Raw genomic sequence first — 13,494 nt, 5'->3', positions numbered from 1 at the left:
GATTGTTACATTTGTGTCTGAAAATTCAAATTATCAATAATTAATTATCAATTACAATTTTTATGAACATACCAGTAAATTTAAAATACACTAAAGATCACGAATGGGTTAATATTGATGGCGATACTGCAACAGTAGGAATCACTGATTTTGCACAAAAAGAATTAGGAGATATTGTTTATGTTGAAGTTGAAACTTTAGATCAGAGCTTAGACAAAGATGCAGTTTTTGGTACCGTTGAAGCGGTTAAAACAGTTTCTGATTTGTTCCAGCCATTGTCAGGTGAAATTATTGCTTTCAATGATGCACTTGAAAGTTCTCCTGAAAGTGTAAATTCTGATCCTTACGGAGCGGGATGGATGATCAAGATAAAAATTTCAAATATGGCAGAGGTAGAAGATTTATTGTCTAGTGAGGCATACAAAGAACTTATTGGTGCTTAAACAGCTCTACTTTGTGGCTACTTTGTTCTGGGCTGGAGTAATTGCATTTTTTTGTTTGGTTCAAATTGAGACAGTTCCTTTAGGGAATGTCTCAAACCTAGATAAAGTAGTGCATCTTTTTTTTCATTTTGTTTTAACGATTCTTTGTTTTTCTTTTTTACAAAAACATATAAATTCGGTACATATTTGGAAATCTACATTGCCCGCTTTCCTTTTCTCTTTTATTTTCGGAATCGGTATAGAAATAACTCAAGAATTAGCTACGGCCACCAGGCATGCTGATGTATTTGATGTTTTAGCAAATGTATCTGGCGCCATTTTAGGAATAGTCGTTGTTCTTTTATTGAATTTGAAAAAGAGGTTCTGATAAAAAACAATTTCATATAAAATCCCACTCTAGTGGGATTTTTCATTTTACATCTAGTTCTACGAGTCTTTTTTTTTGACTAAGATTAATTTCTATGACAAGCATTAAAAAACAATGGATGTAGTAATACCGTATAAATAGTAAAATTTTTAAATGCTCTTATGTTTATATAAAATGTATTTTTGTGTATCATAATTTGCTAAGAATTAGAAAACTAAAGAACATGAATATCAAGCAATATTTGGATTCTACCTATTTGAAAACAGCTGAACAAGCTGAACTCAGTGAAAAGGAGAATACTCTGGTAGTCGAAGCGTTTATCAAAGAAGCAATTGAGGAGAATTTTAAGTTGATTATGATTCGTCCAAACATGGTCTCTTTGGCAAAAAAGATGATCGTGGAGGCGAATTCTATGGTTCTTGTAGGAACCGTAATCGATTTTCCTGAGGGGGCATCTTCTATTGATGACAAGCTTAGTGAGGCGCGTCAAGCGATCCAAGAAGGTGTTGATGATTTGGATTTTGTATGCAACTATGCAGCTTTTAAACGGGGCGAACTTTCTGTCGTTAAAGAGGAAATTTTTGAATGTACACAGTTAGGTTTAAATAAAAAAAAGGTAGTTAAATGGATTATTGAAGTGGCTGCACTCACGGAAATGGAAATTATACAGTTGTCAAGTTTGATAAAAAACGTGATTATTTCTAATTTTGAACAAGAGCTTTTTTATGCTGTTTTTGTAAAGTCCTCTACGGGATTTTATAACACGGAAGACAATCTTCCAAATGGTGCTACTGTACCTGCAATAAAAATGATGCTAGAAAATGCGTCGCCACTTCCTGTTAAAGCGGCTGGCGGTGTAAGAACTTATGAAGAGGCAGTCGCGATGATCCAGTTGGGTGTAAAGCGAATTGGAACTTCGGGCGCAAAGAATATAGCGAACGGGCAGAATTCGCAAAATGAGTATTAAATTTGCAAAAGTATAAATATGATAAAAGCCTTTTTCACTTTATTTTTGTTTTCGTTCTCCTTTTTTGCTTTTTCTCAAGATACTAATGTTATTGTAGAACATTCGGGCACTACAGCAGAGCGTTTTCCTGTATTTGCAGAATGTTTGAATTTGCAATCCAAAGGATTAGAAAAATGTTTTTACAACCAGGTTCAAGACTTTGTTTTTTCAAATTTCCAAGTTCCAGAATCTCTAAAACAGAATAATTTTAATGGGAATATAAAAGTACTTTTTGAGGTAGATGCTACAAGTACTTTTAAAGTTATTTATGTCGATGCAAATGAGGAACTCCTAATCAAAGAAACAAAAAGAGTTTTTGCAATTTTTCCAAAAATACAACCTTCAACCTATAATGGGAATCCAGTCTATTCTAAGTTTACCCTAATTGTAGCGATACCATTAAAGAGTAGGGCGGAAAGAGAATCGGAAGCTTTGGCGAAGGCCGAGATCCTTTCAAACACAAAACCAAGACGTACAGAATTAGATAGTATAGTTTATAAAAAATACAATAATCCAGAATTTGAAAGTCATTTAAATGTGCCTTTTTCGCATAGCTATTATGAGCAGTTTGATAGTTCTTTAAATCAAGTGGGAAGTAATAATCATACCGCTTCTAAGCCATACACCTATGCTGAGGTTTCGAAATATTATAATCTAAAAGCAGTTAATGAACAGCTAAAAAAGAAGGCTTCTGGCTGGTGGGCAAGAAAATTGTGGAATGAGAATACTGTCGAAATCAAGGGCGAGGGATATTGGTTTACACTAAATCCTATTCTTGATTTACAGGTTGGAAAAGCATCAAAAAGTCAAGTCTCTAATACTTTTGTGAACACAAGGGGGATTAATTTTAGAGGTGGATTGGGGAAACAAATCAATTTTTCGACCACAGTTTTTGAAAGTCAAGGTCGATTTGCGGGATACTTCAATCGATATGCCGAATCAATTAAACCAGCGGGAGGCAATCCAGCTATTATTCCGGGAATTGGAATTGCAAAAGATTTTAAAACTTCCGCATATGATTTCCCTTTGGCAGAAGCCAATTTAACTTTTACTCCAAGCAAATTCATCGATTTACAGTTGGGTTACGGTAGAAATTTTATCGGAGATGGGTATCGATCTTTGCTCGAAAGTGATGGTGCAAGTCCATATCCTTATTTTAAGTTGAATACTAATTTTTGGAAAATAAAATACACAAACACCTACATGTGGCTCAAAGATGTTCGTCCTGTAGTTACGCTAGAACGCACCTATGCCACGAAATTTATGGCAAATCATTATTTGAGTTGGAATATTTCTAATAAATTCAATCTTGGTTTGTTTGAATCAGTTGTTTGGACTAATTCAAACGATCGAGGTTTTGACGTGAATTTTGTAAATCCAATTATATTTTATCGCGCTGTTGAATTTGCTTCTTCGGCTCGAAGCGGTAATGCTATTTTAGGATTGACATTTAAGTACAAATGGAGTGATCGAATTAATTTTTATGGACAGTTTATTTTGGATGAGTTTTCTTTGGGAGACATCAAAGAGCGCAATAATAGTTGGAAAAATAAGTATGGTTATCAATTAGGAGTTAAGTATTACAATGCTTTTAAAGTAGATAATTTGCAACTACAATTAGAATACAATCATGTGCGTCCCTATGTTTATTCGCACAGCATGCCAATTACGAATTATGCGCACAATAATCAGAGTATTGGGCACCAGTGGGGCGGAAACTTCAAGGAATTTATTGCGATTGCTCGCTATCACAAAGGGAGACTTTTTGCTGATGCAAAAGTTACTGCGGGGACACGAGGATTTGATTTTGACACTCTTGAAGATGATTTAAACTACGGAGGAAATATTTATAAAGATTATGATGAAAAAAGAGCTTTTGATAGCAATGTAAAAGTAGGGCAAGGAAATAAAACGGCTGTTTTTATTGTTGATTTTCAAGGAGGTTATTTGGTAAATCCAGCCACAAACCTAAAGCTTTTTGGTAGTTATATCTATAGAAGTTTTGACCCTTCAAAAAACACGGTTACTACTTTTACTGAAAGTACTAATTGGTTTACTTTGGGGATACGAGCTGATATTTTTAATTGGTATTTTGATTATTAATCTTTTGTGAATTGTTTTTTGCCAAATCCCTTTTGATGCACTACTTTTGCAAAAGATTTTAAAACAAATAAACGCAAGTATTGAACGCAACACCTTATATATTTTCACTAAAATCCATTTATATTGATTTCCGCGAAATCACTAAGGCTCGTTTAGCGATTAGTGTGGTCTTTTCGTCAGTTGCTGGGTTTATGCTCGGTATTTATGATTTGCATTCCTTAGATTGGATGGTGTTGTTAAAATTGGCACTAGGTGGGTATTGTATGGTTGGTGCGTCAAACGCTTTCAATCAAATTATCGAAAAGGATTTGGACGCTTTAATGGATAGGACCAAAAATCGTCCTGTTCCTACTGGAAGAATGTCTTCGGGAGTTGCGCTTATTATTGCAAGTCTTTTGACGGTTATTGGAATTGTATTACTCTATACTATCAATCCAAAAACCGCTATGTTTGGCGCTATTTCAATATTTTTATACACTAGTATTTACACACCTTTAAAAACAATGACCTCGTTGTCTGTTTTTGTAGGCGCTTTTCCAGGAGCAATACCTTTTATGTTGGGTTGGGTTGCCGCCACGGGCGAATTTGGAATAGAAGCAGGAACTTTATTCTTAATTCAGTTTTTTTGGCAGTTTCCACATTTTTGGGCTATTGGATGGTTTTTGTATGACGATTATGAGAAGGCTGGTTTCTTTATGTTGCCTACAGGCAAAAAAGACAAAGGTACAGCGTTACAGATTATTTTATATACCGTTTGGTTGATTTTGGCTTCACTTCTTCCTGTTTTTGGTTACACGGGGCGTTTATTTATTACGCCAGTAGCGGCAGTAGTTGTTTTCTTGTTGGGATTGTGGATGCTTTTTTACGCAGTAAAATTGTATAAAGTAAGAACTCCAAAAGCTGCTAGGACTTTGATGCTAGTTAGTGTTTCTTACATTACATTGCTGCAATTGGTTTATATATTTGATAAATTTTTAAGATAGTTATGGATACGATAATGACAACTGAGGAACAAAAATCCAGAACAGCACGATCATACAAGTTGATTTTGTTGTTTGCTATGGTGAGTATGACAATGATGTTTGCTGGTTTAACTAGTGCATTTGTTGTAAGTAAGTCAAGAGCAGACTGGTTGAAAGACTTTCAATTACCAACTGCTTTTTTCTACAGTACCGTTGCAATCATCGGCTGTAGCGTCACATTTTATTTGGCAAAAAAAGCAATTCAAAAAAACAATCAAAGCAAAACGACACTTTTCCTTTTGACTACACTAGTTCTTGGAATATTGTTTGTAGTTTTGCAATTTGTGGGATTTGGACAAATAGTCGATAATGGGTATTATTTCACAGGAAGTGGAAGCTCTATTACTACTACTTTTTTATACGTTGTAACGGTTGTGCACTTGATTCACCTTGCTGGTGGCGTGATTTCACTGCTGATTATAATTTATAATCATTTTAAACAAAAATACAATTCATCTCAAACCCTTGGAATTGAACTTGGTGCAATGTACTGGCACTTTCTTGACTTATTGTGGGTTTATTTGTTTTTGTTTTTATATTTCTTTAAATAAGAAAAAAACGTAAATTTGGGAACTTTTTAACGAATAACTTTTATGGAAGCGACAGTTACTACTGCAAATAGTGAAGGAAAAACTTGGGGAGGCGGCAATGAGCCAATGGGATCAAGTTATGGCAAATTAATGATGTGGTTTTTTATCGTATCAGATGCTTTAACGTTCTCTGGATTTCTGGCGGCGTATGGTTTTTCACGATTTAAATTTATTGAAACATGGCCATTGGCTGATGAGGTGTTCACACACTTTCCATTCATGCATGGCGTATCGGCTCCTATGTATTACGTAGCGTTGATGACATTTATTTTGATTTTTTCATCAGTTACAATGGTTTTGGCTGTTGATGCTGGACATCAAATGAAAAAAAACAAAGTAGTTCTTTACATGTTCTTAACCATTATCGGTGGTTTGATTTTCGTAGGTTCTCAAGCTTGGGAATGGAAAAATTTCATCAAAGGGGAATACGGTGCTATTGAAACAAAAGGAGGAAGTTTACTTCAGTTTGTCGATAAAGAAGGAAACCGTGTTGCATTAGCAGAATTTGCAACGACTTTACCTGAAGAGAGAGAACAACTAACAAGAAGCAAGGGTAAATGGTTTATGGATGAACCAAGTTTGCCTTCGTATTCAGTTGCGGAAGTTCAAGCGGGTTTTAAGGCGCATCCAGAACTTTTGATCAGAACGGAGGTAATTACAAAAGACAAAAAGAAAACAATTCTTTCAAGAGAAGAGTCTGTAGCAAGATTGAGCCAAGCACACTATGTTGTTGAAGGCGCAAACTTGGTAAGAAACGAGTACGGAAGTAAATTATTTGCTGACTTCTTTTTCTTTATCACTGGATTTCACGGATTCCACGTTTTTTCTGGAGTAATCATAAATATTATCATATTTTTCAATGTGTTAGTTGGAACTTATGAGAAAAGAAAAAGTTATGAAATGGTAGAAAAAGTGGGTCTTTATTGGCACTTTGTCGATTTAGTTTGGGTATTTGTATTTACAGTTTTCTATCTCGTTTAATTTTCTAAAAGTAATTATCATGTCACACGAACACGTATCTAATATAGGTAGAATCTGGAAAGTTTTCGGAATATTATCTGCCGTTACAATAGTAGAAGTTTATCTAGGAATTTTAAAACCTGATTTTCTTTTCATGAATGATTTTTTAAGTATGAACTTACTTAATTGGATCTTTTATGCTCTTACCATTTTTAAAGCGTATTACATCGTTTATGCGTTTATGCATATGGAAGGTGAAAAAAGCTCTTTAAGAAGTGCAGTTGTTTATCCAGTAATTTTTCTGATTTTATATTTGCTCTTCATTCTTTTGACAGAAGGGGATTATATTTATGAGGTTTTTAAAAATTCTACAATTAAATGGAATTTTTAACAAGATATTAATTCAAAAAGAGGGTACGCATTGCGTGCCTTTTTTTATTTTTGTACTTTAATTATTAATGTTCCAATGAAAAAAAATATTGTTCTTTTCGTTTTGTTTATACTACCTATTGTGGCATACCTTTTTTTTGCTTCAGGTGTTAATGGGTTTACTAAATTACCAACTATAACTCCCAATACCGCTGACTTAGGTAACTGGGAATCCTTAGATGGTCAAAAAGTTAGTTTGAATGGTAAAGTAACCATTTTGGGTTTTATGGGTACTGAACTTTTAAGAAATAGAGGAAATCTTTTTAATTTAAATCAAAAGATTTATCAAAGATATCATGAGTTCAAAGACGTGCAGTTTGTTATGGTTTGTCCTACTGGTACTGAAAAAGATGCCAAAAAAGTGATCGATGCATTGGCTGCCTTTACAGATGTTGCACAATGGCGTTTTGTTTTTGCTTCAAGCGAGGAAATAAAAACCTATTATTCTCAATTAAAGTTAGTAGAAAAATTAGATGATAATTTAGGAACTCCTAAAGTGTACATCGTTGATAAAAAACGAAATCTTCGAGGTCGAAAATTAGTTAAAAACACCAAAGAGGGATACAACACTTTTCACCCCGCAGAGTTGAGTAATGAAATGCTTGACGATTTTAAAGTGATTCTTTATGAATATCGTGCTGCTCTAAAAAAGAACAATAACGCCACTAGAAAAATATAATACGGTATGTTCAAAAATAAATCTTACATAGGAATTTCTTTTATTATTTTGATTTTTGGTATTTATGCGATACCTAAAATAGTCGAAAGAATTAAGAATGACAAAGTAGTACAAGGAGATCGATTAGACAGTGTAAATCCGGTTGCAGTATCTGAAGGACAATTGTTAAAAATAGGCCCTGCTCCCAAATTTGAACTCATCAATCAAGACAGTAAAAAAATCACCAATGAAACATACAAAGGAAAAGTATATGTGTTAGAATTTTTCTTCACTACTTGCCCTACCATTTGTCCAAAAATGAATCAAAGTATGTTGGTGCTGGAAAAGAATTTTTTTGGGAATCCTAATTTCGGGATGGTTTCAATAACCATAGATCCAGAACATGACACTGCAAAAGTACTCCAGGATCACAGAAATCTTTTGGGTGTGAAATCGGCTAATTGGAATTTTTTGACAGGAGACAAAGCGTATATTTTTAATTTGGCTAATAAAGGTTTTAATCTTTATGCAGGTCAAAATAACAAAGTAGCTGGTGGTTTTGAACATTCAGGATTGTTTGCTCTAATAGACAAGAATGGAAACATACGTTGCAGGACAGACGATTTTGGAAATCCAATTTTGTATTATGACGGTTTAGATAAAAAAGGAGTAAGAAATATTCAACAAGATATTAATATTTTATTAAAAGAATAATGATGGAAAATAATTCGTTAGAACAAAAATTCAGTAAATATATTATCGCAGTTTCAATTGTGATACCGTTAGTGGTTGCAATACTTTTTGGAATAAAACTAAAAGATTTCGGGTATGATGTAGCACCTCTTTCTTTTTTGCCTCCAATATATGCCACTACCAATGCAATAACTGCAGTCCTGCTAATTGTGGCTGTACTAGCCATAAAAAATGGTAATAGAAAACTGCATCAGTGGTTGATGACATCAGCAATTGCGCTATCGCTTGCTTTTTTAGTGATGTACGTAGCGTATCATATGACGAGTGACTCCACAAAATTTGGTGGTGAAGGTGCTATTAAGTATGTTTATTATTTTATATTAATTACCCACATTGTTTTGTCAATAGCGATCATTCCGATGGTTTTAGTAACCTATGTTCGGGCCTTAGCAGCCAATTTTGAGTCTCATAAGAAAATATCTAGAATCACTTTTCCTATCTGGTTGTACGTTGCAGTAACCGGCGTAATTGTTTATTTAATGATTTCACCCTATTATGTATACTAAAAATTTAATAACCGAATTTAAAGTAGTGGGAACTCGGGAGAAAGTAAAAAGCAACCGTGTAAGTTGTTTTTATTCCTTATCATTAATATTTGTTTTAAATCTTATTTCACTGCCAACAAATGCGCAATGTGCAATGTGTCGGGCCGCTTTGACCAGCAATGAGAATTCATCACAAGCGGCTGCGGTAAATGACGGAATTGTTTATTTAATGGTGATTCCCTATCTGCTTGTTGCAGGAATTGGGTATGCCATTTACCGAATGAAAAAGAAGAAATCAAGTTAGCTTCTTAAAATTCATTTCAATCCATCAACGGATACATTTAGAGTACCTTTTATTTTGAGAAAAGCGATGATAGCTTGATTTGTCAATTGAATTTTTTCAAATTGAATTTCTTCCATTTTCCCATTTACAAAAACACCTTGCATCGGAGAATAGTTTTTTAGATAAGTCATCATGCTTTTTTGACCTTCTTCAAGATTTGGTTTTATGGAGTAATGGCAGCTTTGCTCAATTTTTTTCAAAATTAATCCCTGAGCCAGCCAATTGGCGGTTCGCATCAATTTATTTTTTGTATCCAAAGCATAGTCCAATTGATCAAAATATACTTCCTTAGTTTTGTCGTTATATTGTGGAAATCCTGCTAAATAAATCGTTCCGTTTACAGCTCCTAGTATATCTAAAGCGATTATCATTTTCCCGTTTTTATGCCAAATAGCAACATTTTGTACTTTTATTGACTTAGAGCCGCTACCAAATGTTTGTCCGCTAAAATTCTTTGTCATTAGTTTTGAAGCCTCTTGATAGGTCGAAACGGCTACAATATTAGCTGAAATGTCTTGAGGTATTTTAGAAACAGACTTTACAATAATTTTGTTATCATTAAATTTTGATTCAGGTTGTTTTCCAATGATGGTTTCCATGGTGCATTTCATTCCCATGTCGAGTACAAACGTGTCGTTTTTGAGTTTGGCGTTCGTAGAATAAATCTCGATTGGTGTAATCCTAAGCCAACTTTGGTAAGTGTCACTCATTTGAAAAGGGGCGCAGATCTTTTCCAAAGCAACCAAAACATTTGGTTTGAAATCCATTGATTTTTCGATGGCATTATCAATTTTCTTTTCAATTTTTGATTTAAAAAGGGCAATGGCTGGATTAATTAAATAGGTGACAGGGACATTTTTACCAAAAACAGTCATCGTTGGGCTTTCGTTCCAATCGAGTGATTTAAGTTCTGTTTTGGTGTTCATTTTCCAATTGGTCAAACCTACTTCACTTATCAAAGTTACCACTCCATCTAAATTGAACTCTTTTATATTGTATAATTCGACACCCATTTTTTTTGTGCCAATCCTGTATTTTACAATAGCTTTTAAGGGCAATACTGTTATGATTTTTTGACCATTTGTAGTATTATCATTTTTGATTGTAATGGGAGCTAGCTTCCAAATCTTCATTTCTATATCATCATCATCGATAGTACTATCCTCATAGATTAGGCCATTCAGTTGTGTGTTTGTTTGGTTTTCAATGTCTTTTAGTTTTACGCTAATTGGTAAATTAATGTAAGAAGGAATACTTTCGTAAACTAGTGGTGTCGCATCGTCTGGCTCTGGTTTCAAAGTTGCTATCTTATTTGTTGTTGAACAGCTAGTTGTACAAATAATGGAAAAAAGTATAAGCAGATTGAATGTGAATTTGGGCATTTTTTAGGAATGTTTTAGAGTAGCTAAATTAATAAAAGAATTCTTTTTTTATTAATTTTTGTAACAAATGCTAATTTCTAAAGTCTAATGATTTAATAGATGATTTTGAATTGAAATAGTTGCTATTTTTCACATAAATCTTATCTATAAATATTTAAATTTGTTTGCAGTCCTACTGCGCTTTTATTCAAAAATATATGAAAAAAAGAAGTTTTTTCAGTTTAATAGTACTCGTGTTTAGTTGCTTGATTATGCAGGCACAGTCCAAGAAATGGACTCTACAAGAATGCGTAAATTATGCTATCCAAAATAATATCTCTATCAAACAATCGGAGTTAGATACTAAAACAGCATTGATTGATAAAAGAGGAGCTCTTGGTGGTTTTCTCCCTTCATTGGATGCTAATGTTCGCCACTCATGGAATATAGGTTTAAATACTGATATTTTAACTGGCGTTTTGCGTAATCAAACCACACAATTTACATCAGCGGGAGTTAATTTAGGAATTGATATTTATAAAGGATTGCAAAATCAAAATACGTTGCGCAGAGCGAACCTCTCTATAGTTGCTGCAAAATATCAATTGTTAAAAATGCAAGAGGATGTAGCCTTGAATGTGGCAAATGCTTTCTTGCAAGTGCTTTTTAACAAGGAAAATTTAAAAGTACAACTGGAACAACTTGGAATTAACCAAAAACAATTAGCACGTTCCGAAGAATTAGTGAAAGCAGGTTCTATTCCTCGAGGTGATTTATTGGACGTAAAAGCAACAGTAGCATCAAACAACCAAAATGTGATTACTGCAGAAAATACTTTATTGATTTCAAAATTAAGTTTGGCTCAATTATTACAACTGAAGGACTTTGAGAGTTTTGATGTTGTTGATGACACCAACATTAAAGATGAGAATAATATTATGGCGCAAACTCCAAATAGTATATATCAAAAAGCCAAAGAGGGGCGAACAGAATTAAAAATTGCAAGAACCAATTTAGAAATAGCAGAGAAAAATGTGGCAATTGCCAAAGGTGCTTTTCAACCTACTTTACAAGGGTTTTATAGTTTCAGTTCAAGAGTTGGTTACGGTGACAGAGTAGTGGGTATTCAACCAAATACTTCAAATCCTACCTCAATAATCGGCTATGTTGACGGTACAAATCAAAATGTTATACAAAATAATGTCTCTCCAGTTTTAGGAAATTCTGCTCCGTTTTTTGATCAATTTAGTAACAACAAAGGACAATCTTTTGGAGTTCAATTATCGATTCCGATATTTAATGGTTTTGCAGTTAGAAATAATGTAGACCGTTCTAAAGTAAGTTTAGAACGATCAAAAATCGCTGTTGAGCAACAAGATTTAGATTTGCAAAGGAATGTATTTACTGGTTTTGCAGATGCTAAAGGAGCGCTAAATGCTTACGAATCGGCGATTGTAGCTGTAGAAGCGAGACAAGGTGCTTACGATTATGCTAAAGAAAAATATGATGTTGGTTTGATGAATTCTTTTGATTTCAATCAAGCACAGACATTGCTTACCAATGCGCAATCAGATGTGCTAAGAACCAAATACGATTATATCTTTAAAATTAAAGTTCTAGAATTCTATTTTGGAATTCCACTTATCAAAAACTAATTTATTATGTCAAAAAAAACAATTTATATCCTAATAGGTGGAGCAGTAGTAATCATTGCAGGTCTAATAATACTGTCAAAATCGGGTGTTATCGGAAATAAAGATAAAGGTACCGAAATTGAAATTGCCCAAGTCAATCCAATAACGATTGTAGAAACGGTTTCAGCAACAGGAAAAATTCAACCAGAAATCGAAGTGAAAATTTCATCTGAGGTTTCGGGAGAGATTATTTCTTTGAATGTAAAAGAAGGTCAAGTAGTTAAAAAAGGAGATTTACTAGTAAAGATAAATCCTGATTTATACACTTCTGGCTACAATCGGTCGGTTTCAAATTTATCAGGAACCAAAGCAAATTTAAGTCAAGCTGATGCTTCTTTCAAAGAATCGAAATCAAGTTACGACCGTAATCGAACATTGTTCGAAAAAGGAATTATTTCAAAGTCGGATTGGGATAAGGCAGTTGCATCCTATGAAGTTGCCAAAGCTGCTAAACAGACGGCTTATTTTAATGTGCAAAGCGCCTCGGCAACTGTCAATGAAGCCAAAGACAATCTAGGACGTACTACCATTTATGCTCCAGCTGACGGAACAATTTCTATGTTGAACGTAGAATTAGGTGAGCGTGTTTTAGGAACGCAACAAATGACGGGTACCGAAATTTTAAGAGTGGCCAACTTAAACAATATGGAAGTTGAAGTAGATGTTAATGAAAATGATATTGTAAAAATAAAAGTTGGCGACGATGCAAATGTCGAAGTTGACGCATACCTGAAAAAGCAATTTAAAGGAACAGTGACAAGTATTTCTAATTCTGCTAGCTCGGCTTTAACGGCGGATCAAGTAACGAATTTTAAAGTTAAAGTTAGAATACTAAAAGAATCATACCTTGATTTACTAGAGGGTAAACCGGACACCTATTCTCCGTTTAGACCTGGAATGACCGCAACCGTAGATATTATTACAGAAACAAAATCGAATGTATTGTCGGTGCCTATTAGTTCTGTCGTTGTAAAATCGGATACTGCGGCTGTAAAAGAAATTAAAGTGGACGATCCTAATGAAGAACAAAAAGGAGCTGCACCAAAAAGTGATAAGAAATTTGAATGCGTATTTGTAAAAGTAGGGGATAAAGCTAAAATTAGAATTATCAAAACCGGAATCCAAGATGATACCAATATTGAGGTTTTATCAGGTCTTAAAAAAGGCGATGTTGTCATTACAGGACCGTATAATACTGTTTCTAAAGAATTAAATTCGGGTGATAAAGTATCTTTAATTACTGACAAAGACAAAAAAGGCGATAGCAAAAAGTAATTGTC

Annotated in this window: 15 protein-coding genes; 14 read left to right on the top strand and 1 reads right to left on the bottom strand. The window is 33.9% G+C overall.

Annotated features, from left to right (window positions below):
- The first annotated feature begins 62 nt into the window (after window positions 1–62).
- The 12 genes from gcvH to ACNQGB_RS01170 all read left to right on the top strand — a co-directional run bounded on the left by gcvH (window position 63) and on the right by ACNQGB_RS01170 (window position 9,120).
- Window positions 63–443 carry a glycine cleavage system protein GcvH gene (gene gcvH / locus ACNQGB_RS01225; RefSeq protein WP_417944735.1) on the top strand — a complete coding sequence of 127 codons (381 nt, stop codon included), beginning with the start codon at window positions 63–65 and terminating at the stop codon, window positions 441–443.
- A 13-nt stretch (window positions 444–456) separates the two neighbouring features.
- Window positions 457–810, top strand: coding sequence for a VanZ family protein (locus tag ACNQGB_RS01220; protein WP_417944733.1), 354 nt, complete (start codon window positions 457–459; stop codon window positions 808–810).
- Window positions 811–1,033: 223 nt separating this feature from the next.
- Window positions 1,034–1,777, top strand: a complete 744-nt coding sequence (gene deoC / locus ACNQGB_RS01215; protein ID WP_417944765.1) for a deoxyribose-phosphate aldolase — start codon at window positions 1,034–1,036, stop codon at window positions 1,775–1,777.
- Window positions 1,778–1,795: 18 nt separating this feature from the next.
- Window positions 1,796–3,919, top strand: coding sequence for a gliding motility protein RemB (locus ACNQGB_RS01210; protein ID WP_417944731.1), 2,124 nt, complete (start codon window positions 1,796–1,798; stop codon window positions 3,917–3,919).
- An 80-nt stretch (window positions 3,920–3,999) separates the two neighbouring features.
- Entirely contained in the window at window positions 4,000–4,902 is a 903-nt protein-coding gene (gene cyoE / locus ACNQGB_RS01205; protein WP_309755963.1) for a heme o synthase, read from the top strand.
- A gap of 2 nt (window positions 4,903–4,904) precedes the next feature.
- A complete protein-coding gene (locus tag ACNQGB_RS01200) occupies window positions 4,905–5,492 on the top strand; it encodes a cytochrome c oxidase subunit 3 (RefSeq protein ID WP_417944730.1) in 588 nt (195 codons plus the stop codon).
- Window positions 5,493–5,534: 42 nt separating this feature from the next.
- Window positions 5,535–6,512 carry a cytochrome c oxidase subunit 3 gene (locus tag ACNQGB_RS01195; protein ID WP_417944728.1) on the top strand — a complete coding sequence of 326 codons (978 nt, stop codon included), beginning with the start codon at window positions 5,535–5,537 and terminating at the stop codon, window positions 6,510–6,512.
- A gap of 19 nt (window positions 6,513–6,531) precedes the next feature.
- The gene (locus tag ACNQGB_RS01190) at window positions 6,532–6,882 is read left to right on the top strand and encodes a cytochrome C oxidase subunit IV family protein (protein ID WP_417944726.1); all 351 of its coding nucleotides are present in this window, start codon (window positions 6,532–6,534) and stop codon (window positions 6,880–6,882) included.
- A gap of 75 nt (window positions 6,883–6,957) precedes the next feature.
- Complete coding sequence (locus tag ACNQGB_RS01185; protein WP_417944725.1) at window positions 6,958–7,599, top strand: hypothetical protein; 642 nt, start codon at window positions 6,958–6,960, stop codon at window positions 7,597–7,599.
- Window positions 7,600–7,605: 6 nt separating this feature from the next.
- The gene (locus ACNQGB_RS01180) at window positions 7,606–8,292 is read left to right on the top strand and encodes an SCO family protein (RefSeq protein WP_417944723.1); all 687 of its coding nucleotides are present in this window, start codon (window positions 7,606–7,608) and stop codon (window positions 8,290–8,292) included.
- 2 nt (window positions 8,293–8,294) lie between these two features.
- The gene (locus ACNQGB_RS01175) at window positions 8,295–8,837 is read left to right on the top strand and encodes a DUF420 domain-containing protein (RefSeq protein WP_417944722.1); all 543 of its coding nucleotides are present in this window, start codon (window positions 8,295–8,297) and stop codon (window positions 8,835–8,837) included.
- Window positions 8,827–9,120, top strand: a complete 294-nt coding sequence (locus ACNQGB_RS01170) for a hypothetical protein (RefSeq protein WP_417944721.1) — start codon at window positions 8,827–8,829, stop codon at window positions 9,118–9,120. Before ACNQGB_RS01175 ends, ACNQGB_RS01170 begins: the two co-directional genes overlap by 11 nt.
- An 11-nt stretch (window positions 9,121–9,131) precedes the next feature.
- Here the strand turns inward: ACNQGB_RS01170 and ACNQGB_RS01165 are convergent, their stop codons facing one another.
- The gene (locus tag ACNQGB_RS01165) at window positions 9,132–10,541 is read right to left on the bottom strand and encodes a DUF4403 family protein (RefSeq protein WP_417944720.1); all 1,410 of its coding nucleotides are present in this window, start codon (window positions 10,539–10,541) and stop codon (window positions 9,132–9,134) included.
- A gap of 197 nt (window positions 10,542–10,738) precedes the next feature.
- Here ACNQGB_RS01165 and ACNQGB_RS01160 point away from each other — a divergent pair, with 197 nt between their 5' ends.
- Both ACNQGB_RS01160 and ACNQGB_RS01155 read left to right on the top strand, forming a co-directional pair.
- Window positions 10,739–12,175, top strand: coding sequence for a TolC family protein (locus ACNQGB_RS01160; RefSeq protein WP_417944719.1), 1,437 nt, complete (start codon window positions 10,739–10,741; stop codon window positions 12,173–12,175).
- A 6-nt stretch (window positions 12,176–12,181) separates the two neighbouring features.
- On the top strand, window positions 12,182–13,489 hold the full coding sequence (locus ACNQGB_RS01155) for an efflux RND transporter periplasmic adaptor subunit (RefSeq protein ID WP_309757665.1): 1,308 nt from the start codon (window positions 12,182–12,184) through the stop codon (window positions 13,487–13,489).
- Window positions 13,490–13,494: the final 5 nt, after the last annotated feature.

The sequence above is a fragment of the Flavobacterium frigidum genome (assembly GCF_048286795.2).
Note: the sequence above shows the minus strand (reverse complement) of the source record. Positions and strands in the feature narration are given on the sequence as shown.